Annotated in this window: 26 protein-coding genes and 1 tRNA gene; 8 read left to right on the top strand and 19 right to left on the bottom strand. The window is 59.1% G+C overall.

The features are described 5' to 3' along the window. The coding region (locus tag ABJD00_RS22965; RefSeq protein ID WP_413828751.1) for an IS3 family transposase at positions 1–122 on the top strand (122 nt) is incomplete at its 5' end. Between the two features lie 4 nt (positions 123–126). On the opposite strand, the gene ABJD00_RS22960 is transcribed toward ABJD00_RS22965, so the two are convergent. The 9 genes from ABJD00_RS22960 to ABJD00_RS22920 all read right to left on the bottom strand — a co-directional run bounded on the left by ABJD00_RS22960 (position 127) and on the right by ABJD00_RS22920 (position 6,167). Further along, positions 127–702, bottom strand: coding sequence for a hypothetical protein (locus ABJD00_RS22960; protein WP_413829143.1), 576 nt, complete (start codon positions 700–702; stop codon positions 127–129). Positions 703–764: 62 nt separating this feature from the next. Next, entirely contained in the window at positions 765–1,445 is a 681-nt protein-coding gene (locus tag ABJD00_RS22955) for a hypothetical protein (RefSeq protein WP_413829142.1), read from the bottom strand. A gap of 84 nt (positions 1,446–1,529) precedes the next feature. Beyond that, the gene (locus ABJD00_RS22950; RefSeq protein ID WP_413829141.1) at positions 1,530–2,111 is read right to left on the bottom strand and encodes a hypothetical protein; all 582 of its coding nucleotides are present in this window, start codon (positions 2,109–2,111) and stop codon (positions 1,530–1,532) included. Between the two features lie 916 nt (positions 2,112–3,027). Then, positions 3,028–3,102 (bottom strand) — tRNA-Phe (locus tag ABJD00_RS22945). A 107-nt stretch (positions 3,103–3,209) separates the two neighbouring features. Further along, a complete protein-coding gene (locus ABJD00_RS22940) occupies positions 3,210–3,380 on the bottom strand; it encodes a DNA gyrase inhibitor YacG (RefSeq protein WP_413829140.1) in 171 nt (56 codons plus the stop codon). Further along, positions 3,377–4,399, bottom strand: coding sequence for a ribonuclease E/G (locus ABJD00_RS22935; protein ID WP_413829139.1), 1,023 nt, complete (start codon positions 4,397–4,399; stop codon positions 3,377–3,379). Before ABJD00_RS22935 ends, ABJD00_RS22940 begins: the two co-directional genes overlap by 4 nt. Further along, entirely contained in the window at positions 4,396–4,965 is a 570-nt protein-coding gene (locus tag ABJD00_RS22930) for a Maf family protein (RefSeq protein WP_413829138.1), read from the bottom strand. Before ABJD00_RS22930 ends, ABJD00_RS22935 begins: the two co-directional genes overlap by 4 nt. Before the next feature lie 9 nt (positions 4,966–4,974). Further along, positions 4,975–5,193: a translation initiation factor IF-1 gene (gene infA / locus ABJD00_RS22925; protein ID WP_005978431.1), complete on the bottom strand. Its 219-nt coding sequence runs from the start codon at positions 5,191–5,193 to the stop codon at positions 4,975–4,977. Positions 5,194–5,276: 83 nt separating this feature from the next. Next, positions 5,277–6,167, bottom strand: a complete 891-nt coding sequence (locus tag ABJD00_RS22920; protein ID WP_413829137.1) for a carbon-nitrogen hydrolase family protein — start codon at positions 6,165–6,167, stop codon at positions 5,277–5,279. Between the two features lie 145 nt (positions 6,168–6,312). Here ABJD00_RS22920 and ABJD00_RS22915 point away from each other — a divergent pair, with 145 nt between their 5' ends. Continuing rightward, positions 6,313–7,275: a LysR family transcriptional regulator gene (locus tag ABJD00_RS22915; RefSeq protein WP_413829136.1), complete on the top strand. Its 963-nt coding sequence runs from the start codon at positions 6,313–6,315 to the stop codon at positions 7,273–7,275. A 42-nt stretch (positions 7,276–7,317) separates the two neighbouring features. Beyond that, positions 7,318–8,016, top strand: coding sequence for an NAD-dependent deacylase (locus tag ABJD00_RS22910; protein WP_413829135.1), 699 nt, complete (start codon positions 7,318–7,320; stop codon positions 8,014–8,016). 37 nt (positions 8,017–8,053) lie between these two features. Here the strand turns inward: ABJD00_RS22910 and ABJD00_RS22905 are convergent, their stop codons facing one another. From ABJD00_RS22905 to meaB, 4 genes are all read right to left on the bottom strand, one after another. After that, positions 8,054–8,536 (bottom strand): copper chaperone PCu(A)C, encoded by a 483-nt coding sequence (locus ABJD00_RS22905; protein WP_413829134.1) that lies wholly within the window; start codon positions 8,534–8,536, stop codon positions 8,054–8,056. 46 nt (positions 8,537–8,582) lie between these two features. After that, positions 8,583–8,879, bottom strand: a complete 297-nt coding sequence (locus ABJD00_RS22900; RefSeq protein WP_413829133.1) for a hypothetical protein — start codon at positions 8,877–8,879, stop codon at positions 8,583–8,585. Between the two features lie 163 nt (positions 8,880–9,042). Next, complete coding sequence (rpmB, locus tag ABJD00_RS22895; RefSeq protein ID WP_413829132.1) at positions 9,043–9,333, bottom strand: 50S ribosomal protein L28; 291 nt, start codon at positions 9,331–9,333, stop codon at positions 9,043–9,045. A gap of 152 nt (positions 9,334–9,485) precedes the next feature. After that, entirely contained in the window at positions 9,486–10,460 is a 975-nt protein-coding gene (gene meaB, locus ABJD00_RS22890) for a methylmalonyl Co-A mutase-associated GTPase MeaB (protein ID WP_413829131.1), read from the bottom strand. A gap of 89 nt (positions 10,461–10,549) precedes the next feature. Here meaB and hrpB point away from each other — a divergent pair, with 89 nt between their 5' ends. Next, positions 10,550–12,958 carry an ATP-dependent helicase HrpB gene (gene hrpB / locus ABJD00_RS22885; RefSeq protein ID WP_413829130.1) on the top strand — a complete coding sequence of 803 codons (2,409 nt, stop codon included), beginning with the start codon at positions 10,550–10,552 and terminating at the stop codon, positions 12,956–12,958. A 239-nt stretch (positions 12,959–13,197) separates the two neighbouring features. Here hrpB and gndA read toward each other — a convergent pair whose 3' ends face one another. From gndA to ABJD00_RS22865, 4 genes are all read right to left on the bottom strand, one after another. Further along, entirely contained in the window at positions 13,198–14,595 is a 1,398-nt protein-coding gene (gene gndA / locus ABJD00_RS22880) for an NADP-dependent phosphogluconate dehydrogenase (RefSeq protein ID WP_413829129.1), read from the bottom strand. A gap of 58 nt (positions 14,596–14,653) precedes the next feature. Next, positions 14,654–15,637 (bottom strand): 2-dehydropantoate 2-reductase, encoded by a 984-nt coding sequence (locus ABJD00_RS22875; RefSeq protein WP_413829128.1) that lies wholly within the window; start codon positions 15,635–15,637, stop codon positions 14,654–14,656. Next, complete coding sequence (argF, locus tag ABJD00_RS22870) at positions 15,634–16,539, bottom strand: ornithine carbamoyltransferase (RefSeq protein ID WP_413829127.1); 906 nt, start codon at positions 16,537–16,539, stop codon at positions 15,634–15,636. The genes ABJD00_RS22875 and argF overlap by 4 nt, the downstream gene beginning before the upstream one ends. A gap of 79 nt (positions 16,540–16,618) precedes the next feature. Next, complete coding sequence (locus tag ABJD00_RS22865) at positions 16,619–17,791, bottom strand: aspartate aminotransferase family protein (protein ID WP_413829126.1); 1,173 nt, start codon at positions 17,789–17,791, stop codon at positions 16,619–16,621. A 251-nt stretch (positions 17,792–18,042) separates the two neighbouring features. Between ABJD00_RS22865 and ABJD00_RS22860 the strand changes: the two genes are divergently transcribed. Both ABJD00_RS22860 and ABJD00_RS22855 read left to right on the top strand, forming a co-directional pair. After that, positions 18,043–18,948 (top strand): DMT family transporter, encoded by a 906-nt coding sequence (locus ABJD00_RS22860; protein WP_413829125.1) that lies wholly within the window; start codon positions 18,043–18,045, stop codon positions 18,946–18,948. Positions 18,949–19,040: 92 nt separating this feature from the next. Further along, positions 19,041–19,616, top strand: a complete 576-nt coding sequence (locus tag ABJD00_RS22855) for a GcrA family cell cycle regulator (RefSeq protein WP_413829124.1) — start codon at positions 19,041–19,043, stop codon at positions 19,614–19,616. A gap of 75 nt (positions 19,617–19,691) precedes the next feature. On the opposite strand, the gene cueR is transcribed toward ABJD00_RS22855, so the two are convergent. Both cueR and ABJD00_RS22845 read right to left on the bottom strand, forming a co-directional pair. Further along, complete coding sequence (gene cueR / locus ABJD00_RS22850; RefSeq protein WP_413829123.1) at positions 19,692–20,087, bottom strand: Cu(I)-responsive transcriptional regulator; 396 nt, start codon at positions 20,085–20,087, stop codon at positions 19,692–19,694. Beyond that, positions 20,084–22,465: a heavy metal translocating P-type ATPase gene (locus tag ABJD00_RS22845; RefSeq protein WP_413829122.1), complete on the bottom strand. Its 2,382-nt coding sequence runs from the start codon at positions 22,463–22,465 to the stop codon at positions 20,084–20,086. Before ABJD00_RS22845 ends, cueR begins: the two co-directional genes overlap by 4 nt. A gap of 149 nt (positions 22,466–22,614) precedes the next feature. Between ABJD00_RS22845 and ABJD00_RS22840 the strand changes: the two genes are divergently transcribed. After that, positions 22,615–24,264, top strand: coding sequence for a thiamine pyrophosphate-binding protein (locus tag ABJD00_RS22840; protein ID WP_413829121.1), 1,650 nt, complete (start codon positions 22,615–22,617; stop codon positions 24,262–24,264). After that, positions 24,251–25,453, top strand: coding sequence for a CaiB/BaiF CoA transferase family protein (locus tag ABJD00_RS22835; protein WP_413829120.1), 1,203 nt, complete (start codon positions 24,251–24,253; stop codon positions 25,451–25,453). Before ABJD00_RS22840 ends, ABJD00_RS22835 begins: the two co-directional genes overlap by 14 nt. The last annotated feature ends 175 nt before the right edge of the window (positions 25,454–25,628 follow it).

The raw sequence follows: 25,628 nt of genomic DNA, 5'->3' as shown, positions 1-25,628 counted from the left end.
GGGACGTGTTCGAATACATCGAGATGTTCTACAACCCGACACGCAAGCACACCAACAACGGTATGCTGTCGCCGGTTAACTATGAAATCAAACAGAAGAAGATGAACGAGGCAGGCGTCTAGGAAACTAGGGGCACCTCACGTGGCAAACGACCTTACTGTCAGGTTTGGCATACAATAGATCTTTATATGCGTCTTCTGACACTAAGCTTTTCAGAGGCTTGAGATCCTTGTTTGAGGTTTCTTTGTTGTTCCAGATTTCAGTAAATAAATTTACGGCCTCCTGACCATCAAGCGGTAGGAAACCAGACATTTGGACTGCCCGTTCCGGGCGAGTACCCCCCGGCCAAAAGTCCGGCCATCCCACAACCCGATCCACCGTGATGTCGACGGCAATCTCATTCATGATGATGACTTCCTTGGGTTCGCGATTATGGATCACCCGAATCCGGTCGATGGCCTGTGCGATCTCGGCTTCCCTTGTTTGATGTAGGATATTCTCAACCAGAGGATCAGAGTGTGTCATCACAACAATGGGATGGGCCGCGGCCTGATTGCGGATTCGGATACCGCGCCATTCCCATACCGGATCCGAGCATACCAATGGCTGCCCGAGTTTTGCTGCGAAAGCCCGGGCCGTAAGTTCAATCTCCTGCATTGGGGCTTGCTCGCGGCCCACTATGATGGCGGTCTTTTCAGCCAAACTTTTTGAGGTTTTGGGTTTTGGTTCCTTGATTACATCATGAAAAGGCTAAGCTGTTGTGACTAACACTCTGCCCGCTGCCAGATGATTTCGCGCAAGAGATCCTGCCGATCACGATCCAGCCGATTTTTGTTGGCGCTCAGCGCTAATTCAATCGCATCTGAGTAAAATCCTGCGGCTTTAGCCCGTTCGTACTCGGCCAGGACAATGGATTTTGACTCGTTATATTCTTCGGTGGCCTTCGCCTTGCGGAGCAGCATGACTACAGCCATCATGGTGCGCGCAGCCTTCATTTTTTCCAGGTCGCAATGATCGCTGACCGCTTCTTCGATCTGCGCGCGCATATCAGCGACGGCAGCTTGCTCTTCCTTGTACGCGGCCTTCATTTCGGCCAGCTCAACTCGCGCCGCTTCGATGAGTATCAGTGTTTCTTTCAGCTCAGCAGCGAATTGGATCTGGGCCGCGCGCCATTCTCTAATTTCAGAGACCTCGCGTGCCAACGCCTCAAGATCGCGCATCGCAAATTCACGTTCATCATGTGTCGCAATCTCATCCGCTGCGTCCTGAACTGCTTTTACCCACTGCTCCAATCGTTTGATCGACCTGGGACCGACTTTCCACACTTTCTGAACCGGATCCCATTTCGCCGATTTGAACGCCGCCCGAAAGTTATCCTTCAAGTCGAAAGGAAATTTGATCTTAGCACCGTTTGATGTCCTGGTAACTTGAATGCTCCGCGCCATTACCTGCCTCATGATTGGTTGTTTAGAACAGCCGAACTACGGGGTATCGGGCCAATAGTTTCGGTCACTACGCTTAAGAAAAAGTCAGTACATTTCACGAAGCCCCAAGAGCTCTTCGTGTAGCGCTTTCTTGAACAGGTCCTTAGGATTGCGATGCAAATGGTACACTCCCTTGAGAATCTCGCTGTATTCGGACAGCGAAACACCGCGAGATGACAAAATGACGTTCGAGGCAACCTGCCAGAACTCCGGCGTCAGCGATGCAACTCGAAGCGCAACTTCTTCATTTTTCTTGTTATCTACGGCGATCAAAGTAATCGGCCACGAAATATTTTCGCCGAGGTGCTTCACATTTGCCAGTGCTTTTGTGATCAGGTTCTGGTTTTCAGGCGGCTCGGCGCCGAGGGCAAATGGGCACTCAAAGAAACCTCCGTCGAACTGAGCCACGAAGAACGGAACCACCGAAGCATCCCGGGCAAAAACGGTAAGGCCGATTTGGATGTTGCCCTTTTGCAAAGCAACTGCCGTTTTGGAGGTGATGTTCGGCGCGGAGTAATAGAGCGTGCACTCGAGCATGCCGTATTGGTTTCCGGTCAAATGCACATATCCGTCTTCCCGCAAGTGCATTGGGTAATGGACCGCGTATTCGAGTTTCTTGGGCGTCATGTTTTCTCCTCACGGGTTGTTGCGCGCCACGAGAAATCACACCTGCCTATGGGTTGGCAAGTCGACATTTTAGACGTAAATTATTGTTAATAATAGAAAAAATCAAGGATAGAGGTGACTGCTATTCTTGAATTAGAAGAATAGGGGATGGTCTATTCTTGGCTCTTAAAAGGATAAGCATGGATTGTTGAGCGCCTAGTCAATCCTTGGGAATGGTCCGAATTTTTGCGTTTCAATTTCGAATGCTGCAAATATGCAACATATCGAGCTGCTCTTGAGGACGATTCCTTGAGGGTATTATTCGGTTAGCCTGAAAAATTTCCAGAAGAATATTCCGCTAGGGAGCAAGTTTGTCGAACGGGCCGTTGGGGCGCCCTTGCGGTTTGCGAATTGCTATGCCGCGTTCACGAAGCCCCGCTAACAATTGCACCGCAATGACCAAGCAGTCGCCGAACAACCGCACTGCTGAACCAGCTGAGTTGCCTTCAGTGACATAGGCGCAAATCCGTTCCCGAAGATCTAAAGAGTTGGGTTTGCCCATGATCCAACCCGCCCCAAAAAAACTGAACCAGAAAAAGGTGGCTTTGTGGATCCCAATTCGATTTAGGTCAAACGCAAACCGCTTTAGTCTCTAAAGCAGATGGCAAAGCAACGCGGCGCAGAAACCATTGAATGGCGGATAACCGAGCTCATTCTGCGAACGTTGGCTCGTGTCCGAAGGCGTGTTTCTTAGTCGAGCGTGATTTGCCACATCGCACTCGAAGGGGGCGAGGTATCCCAGATAACCTCAAAATTAAGGCGCCTGAAAGATGGGTTAAAGTGGTAATAAATGGTACAGGCGTGGTACGCGGCCTTTCATCAAAAAAGAAGATCAGCTTGACGCATTAAATAAAGGTAGTGATTTCAGCTATTTGAATGGTGCCCGGGGGCGGAATCGAACCACCGACACGAGGATTTTCAATCCACTGCTCTACCCCTGAGCTACCCGGGCACGGGATGAAGGCGCTGACCTTCTGGGTGGACGCGTGATAGGACGTCGGCCAAACACTGTCCATAGAAAAACCAACAAAAAACGCATACTATCAAAACATGCGGACGTCAGTGTGTTGTGGGGCCCTCAGTGTCTTCGACATCCTGGTCTTCTTCCCGTTCAGACGGGATGGCATAACCGCCGCTCATCCAGCGCGACAAATCCACATCGGCACATCGACGCGAACAGAAAGGACGGTAGGCGGCAACCGTTTCGTTCTGGCAGATTGGGCAACTCATGACAGCACTTCACTGAGCGGCAATCGCGCGCGTTTGCGCTGCAATTCGTAATGGCCGAGCGGCGTCCAACCGGCCAGAACCGTATCCACGTCATCCGTGCGAAAGGCCGCCCGTAGGGCACCTTCAAAACTCCGCCGCTCTTTCTTTGGCATCGGCGCCAGATCAAGCACAACCTGACCGCCAAGACCGCGCACACGCAGGGCCGCAGGCAGGGCGCGTGCGCAGGCCATGTTAGCCTTCAGTCCGGCGGCAAAAGAGCCATCAGCGCCCGTGTTCACATCTACAGCAACCAACGCGCGGGTCGGTTCGATGAACATCGACGCCTGTGCCCCCAACGTCACCTGATCGCCGCGTGCAGAATCTATGGCGTCCAGAACGCCGTGATCTTCAAAACAGCCCGCATCCGTCACCACATCCGCAGGTTCCACCCAATCACGCCATGCCAGAACGTGCGGGCCATCACCCTGCGCCAAAACTTCCGGCACCGTGCTTGCATCCTCCGAAACGGACTCGGCCACCCCGCGCATTGCAGCAATGTCCTCGGCCACCTCGTCCCCGTCGGCCCCTGCGGCGGCAGAGCGCAGGATCAGACCCATCTCGCTGCCTTCCATGCCTTCGTGCGCAAGAGCGAGCAGTTCATCACGTACATCGTCGTCCCGGATGCTGCGCGACAGATTCAGCCCCGGCGCATCCGGTGTCACAATTGCATAGCGGCTTTTGAACAATAGCTTGTGGGAAACCGGAATAGCCTTGCCCGGTTCGGCATACCCGGTGACCTGCACTCGCAAAACCTCACCGGCACCGATTCCCTTGACCCCACGCAGGTATGCCTGCCCATCTGGTGTCTTGAGGAATATACCGCCCTGTCCGGCTACGGGCCGATCGGTCACAGCGGTATAGACCGTACCGGGGCGTGGGCGATCCCCCTCGATGAGCAGATCGATCAACCGACCATCTTCCATTAACGCAGAGGCCTCGCGCCCCCCAACGTGATCCAGAAAAATCTGACGACCCTTCATGTCCAAACCCTCAATCCAGCGGCCTGAAGCACCCCGGCCGTTTCGGCCAAAGGCAGACCGACAATGCCTGTAAACGAACCCGATATCCACGGGATAAACGCGCCCGCGGGCCCTTGAATGCCATAACCCCCTGCCTTGCCACGCCAATCCTCGCTGGCGATGTAGGCGGCTATCTCAGAAGCGGACAGAGCCTTCATCCTTACCCTGCTGACCACGTCCTTTTCCCAAATGCGCGCTCCCTTGCGCACAGCAATGGCGGTGATCACGCGGTGGCGACGGCCTGACAGGGCAGTCAGAAATCCACGCGCTTCATCCGCATCGGCGGGTTTGCCCAAGATACGCCGCCCCAATGCAACCGTGGTATCGGCACACAGCACAACGTCCGCATCATCAGCAACAACAGCGGCGACCTTTTCGCGGGCCATACGCGCGCAATAGGGGCGAGGCAACTCGCCTTTGATCGGATCTTCGTCGATGTCGGGGGCGCGGATGGCGTCGGGCACAACGCCCAATTGCCCGAGAAGCTCAAGCCGTCTCGGGCTGCCAGATCCCAGCACAAATGCCATGGATCGAGCTTACTTGAACCGGTAGTTAATACGACCTTTGGTCAGGTCATAGGGGGTCATTTCGACCTGCACTTTGTCGCCAGCCAGAACGCGGATACGGTTCTTGCGCATTTTTCCTGCCGTGTGTGCGATGATCTCATGGCCATTTTCAAGCTCGACCCGAAACGTCGCATTGGGCAGGAGTTCCTTTACGACACCGGGAAATTCGAGCGTATCTTCCTTGGCCATGGTCTCTCCTTTGTTACTTCAGGTCCGCGCGAGGACGGACGCGCCACTAAATGCGCCCGCTGGTGCCATAATTCAAGGGGTAATCAAGCCAGTTGCGTGACTGTGGCCGGATCGGCACGGCCCTGTTGCAACGCCCAGTGGCGGCGGTTGAGTACGACACCGTCGGCGCGCACCGCTGCAATCACGTTCAGATCCACCTCACCATAGACCCAGCCGGGTGCGTTGAGTTCCCCAAGCGCAATGACACCCGTATCCGGAAAGCCGCGATCTGGCGGGCCAAATATGCCTCCCGCGCCTGTGCTGATGTCCACAGCCGGTGACCATGGCGCCGCACCCACTACGGATGACATCACGGTAACGCATTGATTTTCAAGGGCACGGGCCTGTGCGCCAATACGAACTCGGGAATAACCGCTCATCGCCTCGGTGACAGAAGGGACCAGAAGAATATCGGCCTCAGCCAAGGCCCGCCCCAAAAGGGGAAACTCACTGTCGTAACAAATCAGAATGCCGATTTTGCCGAGGCTCGTATCAAACAACTGCAAGGGCCCACCGGGGACAACATCCCACTCCTCAGCCTCAAAACGGGTCATGATCTGCTTGTCCTGCACGCCACAGGCGCCGCTGGGCGTAAACAGGCGCGCTCGATTGACCGGGCGCGTAACCCCTTCGGGCAGCGCATCAGTTGCCGGGCCAGACCCCGCAAGGATATGCACGCCATGTGCACTGGCCAAATGCGCGTGCAACGCATCCGCGTCCGCCAAAAGATCAGCCACAGCAAACAGCGAGGCCTCCAGATCGCCCGCGACGTCTAGCCCTGCCAGCGTCGCAAGCTCCATCGCAGCGTATTCGGGAAAGACCAGCAGGTCAGCACCGGCATCGACGGCCTCACTGACCCAAGCTGTCAACTTGTCCTCATAGGCCGCCCAGTCTGGCAGGACATCAAGCGGATAAGAGGCGGTGGCAATCTTCATGGCCCCATGATGCCCAGCGCGGCCCGTGCTGGCAAGTGCACGCTATCATCGCAAAATTGAAATATGTGGTAGCGGTCACTGTATTTTTCATTGACCGAAAGCCCCGTAGTTTCAATAAACGCGAAACTGCGGTAAGGATCGGGATATGTTGAGCAAAGGTGTGACACTGCGCGGCCTCGAAGTTTTCGAGGCACTGGCCGCTACCGGTTCTGTGGCGCAGGCGGCCAATGCCACCGGGCTCAGCCAACCTGCGGTCAGTCAGCAGTTACGCAATCTCGAAACCGCACTGGCCACCAACCTTATCGATCACGCAAAGCGACCCATGCGGCTGACCCCGGCAGGCCACAGCTTTCTTACCCGCGCCGAAGCTGCGCTGTCCCAACTGCGTCTGGCGCAATCAGAACTGACGGTGATGGACCTCGCACACCTCTCGGCGCTGTCCATCGGAGTGATCGATGATTTTGAGAATGATCTGACGCCCCGGCTGGTCACAATCCTTGCCGACAGCCTGACTCGGTGCAAATTCACGCTGGCCACTGCGCCCAGCCACGAAATCCTGCAAGCGATCACCGATAAACGCCTGCATATGGCGATTTCGGCCAGTGACGGCGCGATGCGGGACGGAGTGATCGAATACCCGTTAGCACGTGATCCGTTCATCCTCGTTGCACCCAAAGGGGCCGCACAACACGGCGACCTGCTGGGCAGCCTGACTTCCCTGCCTTTTCTGCGTTACGAGCGTGATCAGTTGATCTCCCGGCAGATCGAGGCACATCTGGCGCGCCAAAAGCTGGATTTGCAGGACCGGTTCGAGATTGGCAGTCATCTGGCCCTGATGGCCATGGTGGCGCGCGGCATTGGCTGGGCGGTGACAACGCCACTGGGTTTCATGCGGGCCGGGCGGTTTCATGACAACGTCGAAGCCTTCGCCCTGCCTATTGCGCCGTTCTCACGCACGATTTCTCTGTTTGCCAGCGCAGACTGGGCCGGCGACGTGCCAACAGATGTGGCAAATACGATGCGCCGCCTGATTCAGACACATATGATCGACCCCGCCTTGTCGCACCTGCCATGGCTCGCCGGAGAGCTGCGGCTGATTGAGGCATGAGGCAGTTTCGTACTGCGCAGCACTAACAAAAGTGAGGCCACAATGACCCACCCTTCAATCGTGATTCTGACTGGCGCAGGCATCTCTGCCGAAAGCGGCCTCGGCACCTTTCGCGACGAAGGCGGGTTATGGGCCCAACACCGAATCGAAGATGTTGCAACTCGCGAAGGATTTGCACGCAACCCCACACTGGTCGTCGACTTTTACAACGCGCGCCGCGCGCAGGCGCACGAGGCCGTCCCCAATGCCGGTCACGCAGCGCTCGCGCGCCTTCAGGCCGAACACAAAGGCGAGGTGCTGCTGGTCACCCAGAACGTGGATTCTTTGCATGAAAAGGCAGGCAGCAGCGACGTTGTACACATGCATGGTGAGCTGGCCTCGGCCTTGTGCAGCAATTGCGGGCACCGCTGGACGGCCCCGCTACATATGAAAGTTGGCGAGGCCTGCCCAACCTGCACCCAACCCACAGCGCGCCCCGACATCGTCTGGTTTGGCGAGATCCCCTATCATATGGAGCGGATCGAGGCCGCGCTGGCACAGGCAGACATCTTTGCGGCGATCGGCAGCTCCGGCAACGTCTATCCCGCAGCTGGATTTGTGCAGATGGCAAGGTATGTGGGCGCGCGCACAGTCGAGATGAACCTCGACCCGTCTGAAACCGTGGACTTGTTTGAAGACACGCGGCCCGGCAAGGCCTCGGAAACGGTGCCGCAATGGGTGGACGACGTCCTGAACGGCTAGGGCAAAGGCGGAGGTGTCCTCCGCCCGCCCTCGCTGATCAGTTCGACTTGTTATCGTGCCCGCCATGTGCTCCAGCACCCGGCGCGCGTTCATTGTCGACAGGTATGCTCACCTCAACCTCGCCCGCAGTCTCGAAAACCAGCGTCACACTGATGTCGGCACCTTGTTCCAGTGGGCCCGTCAGGCCCATGAGCATGACGTGTTCGCCGCCGCGCTTAAGCTGGATCATCTCGCCCGCTGCGACGGGAAACCCGTCTTCGACCTCCATCATTTGCATGATGCCGTCGCCCGTCTCTTTGTGGGTATGAAGCTCAACCCGCTTGGCCGCATCCGTGCGCACTGCGATCAGACGGTCATCCTGCTGGGACATGTTGTGCAGTGTCATAAAAGCAGCGCCTGACTTGGCTGCCGGGCTGGCCGCGCGGGCATAGGGATCCATCACCATGATGCCGTCGGCAAAGGCTGGAAGGGCAAACAGGGTCGCCGTGGCAAAGGCCAAAGCGCGTGTAAGATAGGACATGTGTGTCCCCTTTTTTGATCTGAGTTGTCGTTTTGAAGGGCTTGGCTCAGATCAGAATCGGGGGCGCCCGCGCCATACCATGAAATGATGCACTGATGATCCGAGCAGGTTCCTGCGCAGGGACGGCATGATGGGCGTAAACAGGGGCGGACCCAACCAAGGACCCACCCGGCTCCAACACGTCGAGCGCATGCAAGGCACAATCCGGACAATGATGGGGCACGGACACAGGCGCACCGTCGGCCCCGATATACACCACAACCGATTGCGCACCGACGCACAGCACCATGTGATCGACGGCCCTGTCAGATCCACGCGCCGCGCCTGTTGTGTGACTTGTCATCACAAACACCGCGCACAGCAACAGAGACAAAAGGGATCGCATCATGGAGCCGGTGTATCGGACCGGGGGGACGCACTCAACTGCGCGAAACCGCCCACTAGCGCGACAAAAAACCCCGCCTGCGTTAGCAGACGGGGCAAAGTCTTCAGGACAAGTCCGGCACTTATGCGTCGGCGGCTTGGGCCTTCATGATCTCTTTTTTGACTTTCAGCATGCCAGGGGACAGCTCGGCGTCTTTGGCTTTAGCCATGAAACCGTCCAGACCACCGCGGTGGTCTACTGTGCGCAGGGCAGCTGCTGAAATGCGCATCTTGATGCCGCGGCCCAGTGTTTCGGACTGCAGGGTCACATCGTTCAGGTTCGGCAAGAACCGACGACGCGTTTTGTTGTTGGCGTGGCTGACATTGTTGCCAGTCATCGGGCCTTTTCCGGTCAATTCGCATACACGCGACATGGGCGTACCTCGTGATTTGTTGCGAGGGTCAGGCACTCGCACATATAAAAAGGGTGCCGCTGGCAGCACCCGGGAATCTGGTGTTGGGTGATTAGGCGCGGTTGGCGTCCGCGTCAACCCCTCCGGCGGGGTCGAAACAAGCAATAGCAGTGTTATCGGCGCAAATGCGTCTGGACCAGTTCGAGTGCAGCGGCAACGGGGGTCAAATCACCCCGCGCCACATGTGCAGCCAAATCGTCCATACCGGCGCGCACCTTTGGGTCGTCCAGCTGTGCAAGCAGCGCCTGACGCACCTCTTCCTCAAACCAATAGCGGGCTTGCGCTGCACGTGTTGCGTCAAAGAAACCTTCACGACGGCGCCAGTCCACAAGGGCCTGCATATCCGCCCAGGCCGCCTCCAACCCTTCTTCCGCAAGTGCCGAGACCATCATCGCGCGGGGATACCCCTCAGGATCCTGCGGCCGCTTGCGCAGCAGACGCAATGCTCCGGCGTAATCCGCACAAGTGCGCGTGGCGGCCGGTTTCAAATCCCCGTCCGCCTTGTTGATCAGGATCATGTCAGCCATCTCCATGATGCCGCGCTTGACCCCCTGCAACTCGTCGCCCCCCGCCGGGGCCAGCAGCAACAGGAACAGATCAGCCATCTGCGCCACAACCGTCTCCGACTGGCCAACCCCAACGGTTTCGATCAGCACAACGTCAAAACCCGCCCCTTCGCACAAGGCCACCGCCTCACGAGTGCGGCGCGCCACGCCACCCAGATGGGTGCGACTGGGCGAAGGGCGAATAAACGCACCCGGCTCACGGCTCAAACGATCCATGCGGGTCTTGTCCCCAAGGATCGACCCACCCGAGCGAGCCGAGCTGGGATCAACGGCCAGCACAGCAACACGCAAACCCTGCCCGATCAACATCATGCCAAAAGCTTCGATAAAGGTAGACTTACCCACCCCCGGCGTGCCCGACAGCCCGATGCGCAAGGCTTGGCGGTCGCGCGGCAGGGCCGCGATCACATCCGCACCCTGCGCCTGATGATCAGCGCGCGCGCTTTCCACCAGCGTGATGCCACGGGCCAGCGCCCGACGTTCGCCGCGTGCAATTCTGTCTGCCAGATCCCTGGTGTCCATCGCCCGTCCCCTTTCCGCTTCGTTGTGGGAAAGGCACAGGCAAATGTCCAGTGTTGGCGCGAGGGTGCGCTTCAGCCATAAGGCGGCCCATGACCGCCACGCTCCCCATCGACGCAATCCTGCCCGATCTGATCGACACTCTGCGCGATGCGGGGCGTGCCGTGCTGCAAGCCCCGCCGGGGGCAGGCAAGACCACACGCGTCCCGCTTGCGATGCTTGAGGCAGGACTCACAGACGGCAAAATCCTGATGCTGGAACCCCGCCGCCTCGCCGCGCGCGCGGCAGCCGATCGGATGGCCATGACATTGGGGGAAAATACCGGCCAGACCGTCGGCTACCGCATCCGGGGCGACAGCACCGTCGGCCCGAATACGCGGATTGAGGTCGTCACCGAAGGCATCCTGACCCGCATGCTGCAAGACGCACCCGACTTGCCTGGGATCGGCGCCGTCATTTTCGATGAATTTCACGAACGCTCGCTCAACGCCGATCTCGGTCTCGCGCTCTGCCTTGAGGTGGCTGACGTCCTTCGCGACGACCTGATCTTGCTGGCCATGTCTGCCACGCTCGATGCGGCCCCAGTCGCCGAAGTGATGCAGGCCCCCATCCTCACCAGTGCCGGTCAGAGATTCGAGGTGACACCCCACTGGCTGCCCAAACCGATCCCCAAAGACAAAAGGTTCGAAGCCGCGATGGCGGACCTGATCCTGCACGCTCTTTCAGAGGCCGAGGGGTCTCTGCTCGCCTTCCTTCCGGGCGAGGGCGAAATCCGGCGCACCCTGTCTCTGATCGAACCGCACTTGCCAACGGGCACGACGGCGCATCCCTTATTTGGAGCAATGGATTTCAAAGCCCAGCGTGCCGCCATCACACCATCAAAGCAACGCAAGGTGGTGCTCGCCACCTCCATCGCCGAAACCTCGCTGACCATCCCCGACATCCGCATCGTCGTAGACGGAGGGCGGTCCCGGCGAGCAAAGTTTGACGCAGCTTCTGGCATGTCACGACTGGTGACGGAACGGGTCACGCGGGCCGAAGCGACACAGCGAATGGGCCGCGCAGGCCGGGTTGCGCCCGGTACGGCCTACAAACTGTGGACCAAAGGCGAAGACGGGGCTTTGGCCGCCTTCCCGCCCCCAGAAATCGCCAGCGGAGATCTCGCAGGCTTTGCCCTCGAACTCAGCCTCTGGGGCAGCGGCGACTGCTTGCGCTTTGTCACTCCACCGCATCAGGGCCGCCTGAAAGAAGCGCAAAGTCTGCTTCAGATGCTCGGCGCTCTGGACGAGAACCTGCGGATAACAGATCACGGACGCGCCCTAGCGCGCCAACCGCTGCACCCGCGTCTCGCGCACATGCTGGTCACGGCTGGCAAACAGGCCGCCCCCCTCGCCGCTCTGCTGGCCGAACGCGACCCCCTGCGCAACCGGGGCACAGACCTCGCCCTGCGCATGCGGGCCCTCAATGATCCAAACGCATTTGCCGATGCGCATCGCGGCACGCTGGCGCGCATCCGAGATGAGGCAAAGCGACTGAAGCGCAGTGCACCAGACCGACCTCCGCTCGATCTCGGAGACATGGCTGCTCTCGCTTACCCCGACCGTATCGGGTTACGCCGCTCCGGCGAGGCACCGCGCTTTGTGTTGTCGGGCGGCAAGGGCGCGATCCTGCCACAAGGTGATGCGCTGTCCGGTCACCGGCTTATCGTGGCCACAGACCTTGACGGCGACCCCCGCGAGGCGCGGATAAGACAGGCGGTCGGATTCAGCGACAGCGCACTCGACGCCCTCTTTGGCGATCAGATCAAATGGCAAAACATCTGCCAGTGGTCCAAACGCAGTCGCAGCGTCCAGTCACGCCAGCAGCGTGCCTTTGGCGCGCTCGTACTTGAAGACAAACACTGGCCGGACGCTCCGGATGAGGACGTGGCGCGGGCCATGCTGTATGGCATTGCAGAATTGGGACTGAGCCCCTCCCGCGCAGCCCGACGACTAATGGCGCGCGCCGCTCTTATGGGGGAAGACTTCCCCGACTTGAACGAGAGCCACCTCATGACTACGCTCGAGGACTGGCTCTTGCCCCACCTCACCGATGTGCGCTCTCAGGCGGACTGGAAGGCCTTCGACATCCTGCCCACCCTGCAATCCCTGCTGGGCTGGGATAATATGCAAACCCTCGACCGCGCCGTTCCCGGCCACTTTGAAACGCCACTGGGGCGCAAAATCGCCATCGACTATGACGAAGCCACCCCGGGCATCTCGGTACGGCTGCAAGAGATGTTCGGGGTGACCCAGCACCCAATGGTGGGTCAGACCCCGCTTCAAGTCACCCTACTCTCTCCCGCCCAGCGCCCAGTACAGGTCACGTCCGACCTGCCCCGTTTCTGGGCCACCAGCTACGGGGATGTGCGCAAGGACATGCGCGGACAGTACCCCAAACACCCATGGCCCGAAGACCCGACAGAAGCCGACCCGACCTTACGTGCCAAGCCGCGCAAATAGGGCGGTGGCCGCACCACCCCACACGTCTCTTCTCTGATTTGAATAAATCCCGGGGGAGTCCGAAGGACGGGGCAGAGCCCCTTGAAAAATGGCGTCGCGCAGCGCGCGTCCTCCAGATGACCGCACGCGGCGTTAACGTCTCCAAATCCGTGCATGATCGGTGCACAGTCTGTGCACAGGTTGCGCACGTCCGGTACACAACTGTTTTCAGCCTTTTACCCATATAAACAAGGAGTAAATCACCCCCACGAGCCGTGATGGTCACCATCCCGGTCGATCCTGCGAAATCCGTGGTTTCCAAAATAGTCGCGCAAGCCCTGAATCATATCCGCTGTCCCACGCGCGCGGGCCATGCTGTCATGCCATGACAAGGCTGCCGACAAGGCCGGAAGTGGCTGGCCCGCAAGACTGGCCGCAGCCACAACCCGGCGCAGGCTCGGCACGGACGCAGCCAGACGCTCGACCATCGCCGGTGCAAGGATCATCTGACCATGGGGTAGCTCGCCCCGGAACGCGTCGGCAAATTCGTCCAGCAGGGCTGAGCGAATGATGCAGCCCGCCCGCCAGATCTCGGCAATCCGGGCCATATCCAGCGACCAGTCAAACGCCTCTGAAGCCGTTGATAAAACGGCAAAACCCTGCGCATGGGCCAGAATGCGACCGGCCAACATAGCACTTGCCAGATCATCCTCACCCGGCGTTGTCGAGGCACTGGCCCCCGACTCCAGCATATCCTGCGCCGCCACCCGCACCTCTTTTTGCGAGGACCAACCGCGCGCCCCGACCGCAGCTTCAATGGCTGACGCGGACTGTCCCAGTTTGAGCGCTTCAATCACGGTCCAACGGCCCGTTCCCTTTTGCCCGGCGGAATCAAGGATGACATCGATCATCGGCTTGCCTGTCTCGGCATCGACCGCTTGCAGAACCGAGTGCGAAATCTCGACAAGGTATGAGGCCAGCGGACCACCAGCCCAGCGCCCGAACATCGCACCGATGTCGGCCGGAGCCATACCAGCCACATCACGCTGAATGCCGTAAACCTCTGCAATCATTTGCATATCGGCGTATTCGATCCCGTTGTGTACGGTCTTTACGAAGTGACCAGCCCCGTCAGGACCAACATGCGCTACACAGGGATCATCTTCGAAGCGAGCCGCCATCGCCTCAGCCATGGGCCGAAACTGCGCCCATGCATGATGCGACCCACCCACCATCATCGATGGGCCATGACGTGCACCTTCCGCACCGCCTGACACGCCCATGCCAACGAAATGTACGCCTGTGCCTTCCAGCCGTTTCGTGCGCGCGCGAGTGTCGTTGAAATCCGCGTTGCCGCCGTCAATGATCGTGTCGCCATCGCTCAGCAGCGGGGTCACTTCCTTGATCATGACATCCATCGGCGCACCAGATGGGATCATAAATAGGATCGTGCGTGGCGCTTTGATCGCTCCGACAAAATCCGCCAGTTCCTCAAAGCCACGCACCGCGCCTGTCAGCCCTTCGGTTTCGCTGAGAAAGGGACCGATCCAATCCGCCTCACGGTTGGAGACGGCAACCTCAAAACCCTTCTCGGCAAGATTGAGCGCCAATGCGCTCCCCATAGTACCTAGTCCGTAAACGCCTATGTCTGCTGCCATAATAGGGCCCCCATGTTCCTTTTCGACGACCATAGAGAGCCCGTTCTGACGCGCAAGCCTAGGAGCGAATGTCGCGCGGAGTAAGCCCCGGCGGTCCACGGCCTGCGTCTTCTGCCGCCCGGACTAGGCTGCGCATCCTAGCATTCAAAGGGGCCTGTCGTCCGTGACGTTCAGCAAGGTCCAGTATCGCTCCCTGAAGCGCATCAATCTCGGTCTTCCGGCCCTGCTTGAGGTCGTCCCACATAGACAACCGCGCCTGTGCGTCGATCGTCAGCATGCTTGCAGCAACAACCCGAAACAACGGTGTTGGGAGGCGCAGTATATGCGGAATGATATTTGGTGGTGCGGCAGTGGTTTTGACGGGCTTGATCCCGACAACCCTTAGTATGCGCAGGGCTTCCGTCATCTGATCAGCCAGCAACCGCCGCCAGGCGCGGTCCAGCAACTGCTCAAGCAATGGCATATCGGCCAGCGCATTGACCGCATTCCCGAGGTTAATCAGCAACTTGCCCCACTGGATAGCCTCAATATTATCGACAGCCTGCCAAGTCAGGTGGGCGCAGGAGAGGTCCGGCAACGGCCCCGCCTCAACCAGAATATCGCCCGATGTCGCACGGTGGTACTCTCCCGGGCCATGCGACACTACGTTGAAAGGCACCATCGCCGCGCGGACATCTGACCCCGGCAGACCGGCACGCAACAGCGCGGCATTGTCGACACCATTTTGAAGGCTGATCACCTGGGCATCAGGCGCATGGGCCGCAATCAGGCGCCCCATCGCTTCGGTATCGCCGGACTTGACGCAAACAAGAACCAAATCGGCACCCGCCAGAGCAGTTTCAGGATCGTCAGACCCAGTAATGCCGCCCACCTCCAGGCTGAGCCCGTCAAAGTCCGTAAGCCGAAGCCCATCTTGGGCGACCGCGTTGATCACCCGCGCGCGCCCAAGTAGTCGGACGTCAAATCCTGCATCACGCAACAATCCCCCGACAAAGCAGCCGATGCTGCCTGCCCCGGCGACCGCTATGCGGAGTGTGCTCAAACGCCCAGACACCAACGCATGATTGCCTTTTGCGCATGCAGGCGATTTTCGGCCTCGTCAAAGATGACTGAATGCGGACCATCCATGACTTCGGACGTAGCCTCGTCATCGCGGTGGGCAGGCAGGCAGTGCATGAACAGGCTGTCGGGCCTGGATTTGGCCATGAGGTCGGCATTAACCTGATAGCCACGCAACTGGTTGTGCCGCCTTTCACGCGCGGATTGCGGATCGTGCATCGACACCCATGTGTCCGTCACAACAAGGTCCGCATTTGCGACCGCCTCATCCGGATTTCTCACGGTGGTATACAGGCCATCTAGACTGCGTTCCGGGTCAAGTGGCTCAGGTCCGGTGAACACAAGATCAAATTCGAACTGTTTCGCCGCATGGGCAAAGCTCGCAAACACGTTGTTCCCATCGCCAGACCACACGACTTTTTTGCCTTTGATGGGTCCGCGGTGTTCCTCGAACGTCATCACGTCCGCCATAATCTGGCAGGGGTGGGTGCGGTTGGTCAGCCCATTGATGACTGGAACGGTCGCGTGCTCTGCCATCTCAAGCAGCGTAGCCTCTTCAAACGTGCGGATCATGATCAGATCGACATAGCGGGACAGGACACGCGCTGTATCAGCGATCGTCTCGCCGTGGCCAAGCTGCATATCACTGCCGGACAACACCATTGTCTGCCCGCCCATCTGACGCACACCAACGTCGAAGGACACGCGGGTTCGCGTCGATGGCTTTTCAAAGATCAGAGCGACCATGTGCCCGGCAAGAGGCTGGTCGTCATCGAGTTGCCCCTTCGGGCGACCTGCACGCGCCTTTTTCATGGATTGGGCACCGTCAATGATGGTCCGTAAATCTGCGGGTGCGGTTGTGTGGATGTCTAAAAAATGGGTCATAGCATTGGTCTCTTGAATGGAGAGCACCGGGGGCAATCTGCCCCCGGGCCTCCGAGGATGTTTGGATACGAAAGAGCTGTTACGCAGCGAGGGAGGCTGCCGCCCTGTCGAGGCGATCAACAGCCTCGCCAATCTCTTCGTCCGTGATGTTCAGCGGTGGGAGCAGCCGGATCGTGTTATCCGCTGCCGGCACAGTCAGAACATTCTGATCATAACCGGCCTGCACGATATCCGTATTTGTGGCCTTGCATTTGATCCCGATCATCAGGCCCTGCCCCCGCACGCTTTCGAACGTGTCAGGATGAGCCGCGACCAAGCCTTCGAGCTTTTGGCGCAATGCGCCCGCCTTGCGATTTACATCGTCCAGAAATTCGGGCGTGTTGACAGCATCCATCACCGCGTTGCCGACAGCACAGCCCAGCGGGTTGCCACCATATGTGGACCCATGGGTTCCTGCGGTCATTCCGCTCGCCGCATTTTCCGTGGCCAGCACAGCACCCAGAGGGAACCCCCCACCGATGCCCTTGGCCACCATCATGATGTCGGGTTCAATCCCCGCCCATTCGTGGGCAAACAATTTGCCCGTCCGGCCCACACCGCACTGCACCTCGTCGAGGATCAAAAGGATTCCATGCTCGTCACACAGATCCCGCAAACCCTTCAGGCATTGGTCGGGCACAGGAATGATACCACCCTCGCCTTGCACGGGTTCTATCATGATAGCTGCTGTATGGTGGGTGATTGCAGGGGCGATGGCTTCGTGATCTGCGAACGGCAGATGAACGAAACCGGGCAGAAGCGGGCCAAAGCCTTTGGTCATTTTCTCAGACCCCGCCGCAGCGATCCCGGCTGATGAGCGGCCATGGAAACTGCCCGAGAACGTGATGATCTCGATGCGCTCCGAATGCCCCTTTTCGTACCAGTATTTGCGCGCCATTTTTACGGCCAATTCGCAGGATTCAGTGCCCGAGTTCGTAAAGAACACCGTGTCGGCAAAGGTCGCGTCGACCAGTTTATCCGCCAACGCTTTTTGCTGTGGGATCTCATAGAGGTTCGAGGTGTGCCAGAGGGAGCCCGCCTGCGCTGTCAGGGCCTCCGTCAACGCGGGGTTGGCGTGGCCCAGCACGTTCACAGCGATCCCCGCCCCCAGATCAAGAAAACGTCGCCCGTCCGCCTCGATCAGCCAGGAGCCTTCGCCTTTTACAAAGCTAAAGGGGGCACGATTATAGGTTGGCAAAACGGAAGCGATCATGGGGATCATCCTATCTGGGTGGCCTTGTGGCATGACTGCGTTGGTGCATGAGCCACGGGGCAGGGTCAACAAAATTGAGAGTGAAGTGGTGTTGCGAGTAGATGCAACGGGATCAGGCGCAGGCAGAGCTGCGTTATGCTTTTCGTCGGAGGAAGGCGCGTTTGATCATGCATGTGAACTAGCGCAAGCTTTGGGCTTGTGCCAGCCCTTTTCGCTTGCATCAGGTGAAGGATCGGGCTCAACGGCCCTGCATGTATACCGCAAAAACCCATAACCCTGCTCTGGCGGCCATACTGATCGCGGTGGCCTGTGCTTTCATCGCGGCCACAACTTTGATCGCCAAGACACTGGCGAGCACGCAGTTTGGAACGCCTCTGCATCCGTTTCAGGTGGTGTTCGGGCGGTTTCTTTTTGCGTTTTTGAGTTTTGCCGTGGTTGCCGCAATTCTGCGCCCCGCCCTGCAACGCCCGCATCTTGGATTGCACGTGACCCGCACTTTGGGCGGTTGGGCTGGCTTGACGCTCATGTTTGCAAGCGTGGCCCACATTCCACTGGCGGACGCGACTGCGATTTCATTTCTCAATCCCGTATTTGGGATGATTTTTGCCATTCCCCTGCTTGGCGAAAGAGTCGGAAAATGGCGGTGGAGTGCGGCCCTGATCGCATTGGTCGGTGCTGTGATCTTGTTGCGCCCGACGCCGGACAGTTTTCAACCCGGCGCTTTGTATGCGCTAGCGGCAGCCGTCATTCTGGGGTTCGAGTTAAACATCATCAAAAAGCTCACCGGGCGGGAGAACCCGTTTTCTATTCTGGTGGTGAACAATGCCATAGGCGTCGGGATCGCGAGCCTTGCCGTTGTTTGGGTTTGGATCTGGCCCACCCCAATGCAATGGGCGCTGATGGCAGGCCTTGGATGTGCGATGGCCGTGGCGCAGACCTGCTTTGTAAATGCGATGGCGCGCGCTGATGCCAGCTTTGTCGCGCCGCTAACGTACGGGACGCTGATTTTTGCCGCTGTGTATGATGTTTTGTTTTACGATGTGATCCCGGATGGGGTCACGATCTTGGGCGCCAGTATCATTGTTGCAGGCGCACTGTTGCTGGCATGGCGCGAAGCCGTGCGAACACAGCCCAAACATGACCATGCTCCCTTGTAACTTTGGCGCACAGCATTAGAATAGAGCGCTGATACGAAATTTTGGGGCGGCCCCTGCAAAGGGGGTCGCTTTTTAGCTAAGAAAGCCTGCTGATGTCCTGGACTGACGAGCGCGTTGAAGTTCTCAAAAAGATGTGGGGCGAGGGCCAGTCGGCCAGCCAGATCGCAAAGGAGTTGGGAGGGGTGACCCGCAACGCCGTGATCGGCAAGGTCCACCGGCTTGGCTTGTCCAACCGCGCTGGCAGTGGTGCAACACCTGCCAAGGCCGAACCGAAAGCCAAACCTTCCGCGCCAAAGGCCGAGGCCAAGCCAAAGCAACCCCAGCCCAAGACGGAACCGGCGATCAAGCCTGTCCCCTCCGGCGAAGCGCGGCCAAACCTGCCAGCCCGCAAACAGATCATTCCCGCAGGCCAACCTCTGCCGCCGCAACCCTCAGCCAATGAGATCAGCCCTGAGGCATTGGCCAAAGTCAATGAAGTCGAAAAGAAATCCAAGAAGATCAGCTTGATGGAGTTGACCGAGCGGACCTGCAAATGGCCCGTGGGCGATCCGGCTACGGACAACTTCTGGTTCTGCGGTCTGCCTGTCCAACAAGGCAAACCCTATTGCGAGGCACATGTGGGCGTGGCGTTCCAACCCATGTCTTCACGCCGGGACCGCCGCCGCTGATCCAAAGGCGGCTGAGCCACGCCATGCGTTTTGGGGTTTCACCCAAAGCGCAGGCGCGACTATCCCACAATATTTTCAGCTAAATGAAGTTGCCGACAAGCTGTTCAAGATTGGGCAGTCTGGTCGGCCGTCTCCGTCACAGGTTCTGACCAGTTCGCCGAGCGTGTCGCGCATCTCTGTCAGATCAGAGATCTTTTTCTCGATTTCATTGAGGTGTTTGAGCGCAATGCGTCGCACATCTGCGCTCGCGCGATCCCGATCTTCCCAGAGTGCGAGCAGTGAGCGGCAGTGATCTATCGAAAACCCGAGCGCACGGGCACGGGCCAGAAAGTTCAACTGGTGCAGGCTGGTGTCTGTAAAAGTCCGGTACCCGTTGGTGCTTCGCATCGGCCGGATCAACCCGATCTCTTCATAATAACGGATGGTTTTGGCAGGAAGGCCGGTGGCTTTTGAGGCTTGCGAGATGTTCATGTCTGACCTTTCTTGCGCAGCCGCAACGCATTTGTGACCACAAAAACCGATGAAAGCGCCATGGCAAGTGCCGCCAGTGCGGGTGACAGTTGCGGCCCTCCAAACGGGACCAATACCCCAGCGGCCACGGGGATCAGCAGCGCATTGTATCCAAAGGCCCAGCCAAGGTTCTGGCGGATGTTGCGCAGTGTTGCTGCGCTGATACTGAGCGCTCGAAGAACGGCGGCGGGCTCTGGCGACATCATCACAACGTCCGCCGCTTCGATTGCGGCCTCATTTGCGCCGTTCACCGCCAGACCAACGTCGGCTGCAGCCAATGCAGGCGCGTCGTTGATGCCGTCGCCGACAAAGGCCACCGCACCATGGGATGAACGCAACGACTCAAGTGCTGCGACTTTTCCATCCGGGCGGACGCCAGCTACCACATGATCAATCCCGATGCTGCGTGCGACGTGATCAGCGGTTGCTTTGGCATCGCCCGAGATCATGGCGACAGCGCGCCCCGTATCTTTGATCCGCGCAATCGTGTCAGCAGCCCCCGGGCGCACCTGATCGCTGACAGCGATAGCACCGACATGATGGCCATCAATTGCCACGTGGATCGCAGTCGCGCCGGTCGCGGACCATGCTTCCGTCTGTGCAAGCCATACATCACTGGTGGCGATCCCAGCATTTTCCAACATGGCTGCGTTACCAATCACGACTTGTTTGCCGTCCACACGTGCCTGCGCCCCGTTACCCAATGTGGCTTCAAACCCACTTACATCCTCTGTGACGTCTGGCATTGCGGCCACGATTGCCCGACCAATCGGGTGTTCAGAGTGTTGTTCAACCGCCGCAGCTGCGCGCAGCATTGTATCAGGGTTTTCCGACGCCATGTTCGTCACAGCGGGTTGTCCAAGCGTCAGCGTGCCGGTTTTGTCAAAGGCGATCACTTGTACATCCTGCAAGCGTTGCAACGCCGCGCCCTTGTGAAAGAGGACACCCAATTCTGCTGCCCGCCCGGTGCCCACCATGATAGACATCGGAGTGGCCAGTCCCATCGCGCAGGGACAGGCGATAATGAGCACCGACACCCCGGCCACCACCGCCGGGCCAAGTCCGACAAGCGCCCACCAGATGCAGAATGCGAGCAGTGCGATAACCATAACAATCGGCACGAACCATGCCGTGACGCGGTTGACCAAAGCTTCGACCGGCAATCGCGCGGCTTGGGCCACCTCGGTCAGCGCAGTGATGCGGGCCAGAACCGTGTCGCGCCCCACATGAGTGGCGCGGTAGGTCAGCGTGCCGTTGGTCGCAAGCGTGCCCGCGCTGACGAGATCACCGATGCGTTTGAGCACGGGGATCGGCTCTCCGGTCAGCATCGCCTCATCGATATATGTCTCACCGGAAACCACACTGCCGTCGACAGCGATCCGCCCACCCGGACGTGCGCGCAACACGTCACCGATCTGCACATCATCCACGGGAATATCCTTAAAGGCTCCATCCCGCTCAACCTCTGCTGTATCCGGGCGCAGGCCCAAAAGGCGACGCACAGCGTCGCCTGTGTGTCCCTTGGCGCGCGCCTCAAGCCAACGGCCCATCAGGATCAGGGTTACGATCACCGCCGCTGCCTCAAAGTATATGCCCGCAGGGGGCAATACGCCGGGAGCAAGCACGGCGAGGGCAGAAAACAGGAATGCTGAACCAGCCCCAAGCGCAACAAGCGCATCCATATCCGGGCGCGCCTTGAGTAAACCGGGCACACCCCGTTTAAAAAAGCCAGCACCCGGCCCCAACAGCACAAGCCCCGTCAGCGCAAGTTGCACCAGATGGCTGGTGGTGGTTCCGATGTTGGCAGCAATCCAGTGGTGCACCACCGGGATCGCATGCCCCCCCATTTCCATGGCAAAGACGGGCAGAGTCAGTGCTGCCGCCACAAGGAACCGCCACAGCAGAGCGGCCGCGGGATCGTCAGGGGTGGTGTCGGGCAACTTCTCCTTGGCCGGATAGCCAGCGGTGGCCAGTGCCGCACGCAGTTCATGCCCATCCCCCAATACCTCAGCGTAGAGTTCATGGGTCGGCAGTCGCGCCTCGGCTAGTATAACTCCGGGCTGTGCAAGTGCCGCGGCCTCAATCCGCGCCACGCAAGAGGCGCACGACATGTTTGCGATCTCAAGCCGGACTTGTGTCACTTCAGCCGGATAGCCTGCGTCATCCAGCGCCCGCATCGCCGCATCGGGGCTCACCCCGCTGATCCGTGCAGAGTGATCTGCCAGATTGACCCGCACCGCTTGCGCACCCGGCACGGCTTGCAATGCGGCTTCTGCCCGCCCGACGCAGGACGCGCAGTTAAGGCCGGATATGCCAAAAGAGAGAGAGGGGTGTGTCATACAAAGTCACATAAGGGTTCCCGTGACTGGAAGGTCAAGAGCCATGCCATCAGGATACTGAAACATCTGACAACGCAGGTGTGAGTTGAACGTGTCGAACGCCCATGACAGTTAGACGCAACACCGCGATCAGACGTGAAAGAGCGAAGATGACCGATATACCCCCTTCCCCGCCCCGCGCCGCCGACGTCTTGGCTGCGCGCCTTTATGATGCGGGGTGCCGGCATGCCTTTGGGATGCCGGGGGGTGAAGTTCTGACGCTGGTGGATGCGCTGGAGCGTGCCGGGATTACGTTCATTCTGTGCAAACACGAAAACGCTGCTGCCTTTATGGCGGAGGGCGCGTGGCACCGCACAGGAGCACCGGGCATACTGGTCGCGACGGTAGGCCCGGGCGCTTTGAACGGTGTGAATGCGGTCGCCAATGCCCATCAGGATCGTGTGCCCCTCATTGTGTTGGCAGGTTGCGTGGATGAGGATGAGGCGCAAACCTACACCCATCAGGTGCTTGATCAGACGCGGGTATTCCGCCCCATCACCAAAGCGACGTTCACTCTCAACACCGGAGCCGCGCATGTGATCGCGGACAAGGCTGTGGCCATTGCAACTGAAGGACGGCCTGGCCCAGTGCACATCGATGTGCCCATTACTGTCGCCGTCACGCCGGTCACCCCGGAGATTCCTGCGCAGCGTGCTGTCGCCTCGCCCGTGGTACCTGCCCCTGCTCAACTCGAGGAGATGCGGGCGCATCTGGCCCGCGCAGAACGCCCCATTCTGATCGTAGGCGTAGATGCGCTGACCCAAGGGTTCGATACCCGGCGCGTAGACATCTCAGAGGCATTGCGCAGCTTTGTTGAGACCTTCAACGTACCCGTCATCACCACTTACAAGGCAAAAGGATTACTTCCCGAAGATCACCCGCTTGCCCTAGGTGGTGCAGGCCTGTCCCCAAAGGCGGACGCCGTTCTGCTGCCTCTTGTGCAACGCGCGGATCTGATTATCGGCCTTGGCTATGACCCGATCGAGATGCGCACAGGATGGCGAGATTTCTACTTTCCCGGAATCCAGACAATGATCGACATCACAGCAGAGCCGAACCACCATTACATGCATCAGGCGAGCATGAATGTCGTGGCGGACTGTGGCGCGACGCTGGCCGCGATGCGCGACGGCGTGGTGCCAAACGCCACATGGGCAGGTGGAGAAGTGGACAAAGCGCGCGCCGATTTGGCCACCGCATTCCCATGTGACGATGCATGGGGGCCCGCCGCTGTGATCGATACCTGCCGCACCGCCCTGCCCCGCGACACGCTGGCCACTGCCGACAGCGGCGCGCACCGTATTTTGTTGAGCCAGATGTGGCAGTGTTTCGAACCACGTGGGATCATGCAGTCATCCGCCCTATGCACGATGGGCTGCGCCATCCCGCTGGCGATGGGCGCCCAAGTGGTTGAACCTGATCGTTGTGTGGTCAGTTTTTCCGGGGATGCCGGGTTCCTGATGGTTGCGGGAGAGTTGTCGACAGCTGCGGAACTGGGCCTCAAAACCATCTTCGTGGTTTTTGTTGACGCCTCATTGGCGCTCATCGAGTTGAAACAACGCCAGAGGCAGTTGAGCAATAAAGGTGTTGAATTTGCAAAACACGACTTTGCCGCCATGGGCCGCGCCTTTGGCGGAGCTGGCCACACCGTGAGTTCACGCGCCGAGTTACAGAACGCATTGCAGGCCGCCCAATCCAGCGACACCTTTAGTGTGATCGCCTGCGTGATCGACCGGGGGGCTTACGATGGACGCATCTAAACCCGGCGCACTGGATGGCGTATTCGTCCTTGATCTGTCCCGCATCCTTGCAGGCCCGACTGCCACCCAACTGCTGGGAGATTTGGGCGCGACAGTGATCAAGGTCGAAAACCCAAAAACCGGCGGAGACGACACCCGTGGGTGGGGGCCGAATTATGCCAAAGGCACCGATGGCAAGCCTACGGATCTGTCGGCCTACTTCATGGCGGCCAACCGGAACAAACAGTCCATTGCCGTCGATATCTCGACCCCCGAAGGGCAGGACATCATACGCCAACTGGCCGCACGCGCGGACATTGTGATCGAGAATTACAAACCGGACGGGCTGGTCAAATACGGGCTGGATCATGCGACCCTGCGCGCGGCGCATCCGGGGCTTGTCTACTGCTCGATCTCTGGCTTTGGACAGCACGGGCCAAACCGGGATCAGCCGGGATACGATTTGATGGCGCAAGGCTATGGCGGGATCATGTCACTGACAGGCGAACCGGAGGGAGCGCCCATGAAAGTCGGCGTCGGCATAGCGGATGTGATGTGCGGGATGTACGCGACAATCGGCATTCTCGCGGCCCTGCGCCACCGCGATCACACAGGCGAAGGCCAGCACATCGACCTGTCCCTTGTCGACGCACAAATGGCCTGGTTGATCAATGAAGGATGCAACTACCTCACGTCCGGCCAAGTGCCCGAACGCCGCGGCAATGCGCACCCCAACATCGTGCCTTACGATGCGTTTGAGGCCAGCGATGGCCACGTCCTGATCGCTGTCGGCAACGATGCGCAATTTGCTCGGTTTTGCGATGCACTCGGCGTGCCGGAACTGGCACAGGATGCGCGTTTTGTGACCAATCTTGGCCGAATTGAGAACCGCGAAAGCCTGATCCCAACCTTGCGCCCGATCCTTTCGAAGATGGCGAAGGCCGATATCCTGCAGATGTTACAAGAGGTCAAAGTCCCCTGCGGCCCGATCCATGATGTGGCCGAGGCGTTAGCATCGGAGCAGGCGCAAGCACGCGGCACAGTTGTCGAAGTCGAACGCGAGGATGTTGCCGACGGCCATGTCCGTCTTTTGGCGAATCCGCTGAAATTTTCCGCGACGCCTGTGCGCTATGACCGGGCCCCGCCCCGGTTTGGTCAAGACACCCAAGCCGTTCTCGCCACTCTGAAATCTGCGAAAAAGCAAGATTGAGGCGCTGCCCCCAAGTGCTTTGGCTGAAAACCGCCGTTTCTGAACTGACACGCTGAAATTTTGCTCACAGAATCCCTGCTCGCCCTTCACGTGTGCGTGTGAGCGGCGCGCAATGGGTCCCAAAAAGAGCCAGATGGTTTAGAGCGTTAGACAGCACGAGATAAAGGGTTTTCCA

Origin of the sequence: Tateyamaria sp., from assembly GCF_039945315.1 — a bacterium.
GTDB lineage: Bacteria > Pseudomonadota > Alphaproteobacteria > Rhodobacterales > Rhodobacteraceae > Tateyamaria.
The sequence above is the reverse complement of the archived record's forward strand: the minus strand, read 5'-3'. Positions and strand labels throughout refer to the sequence as shown.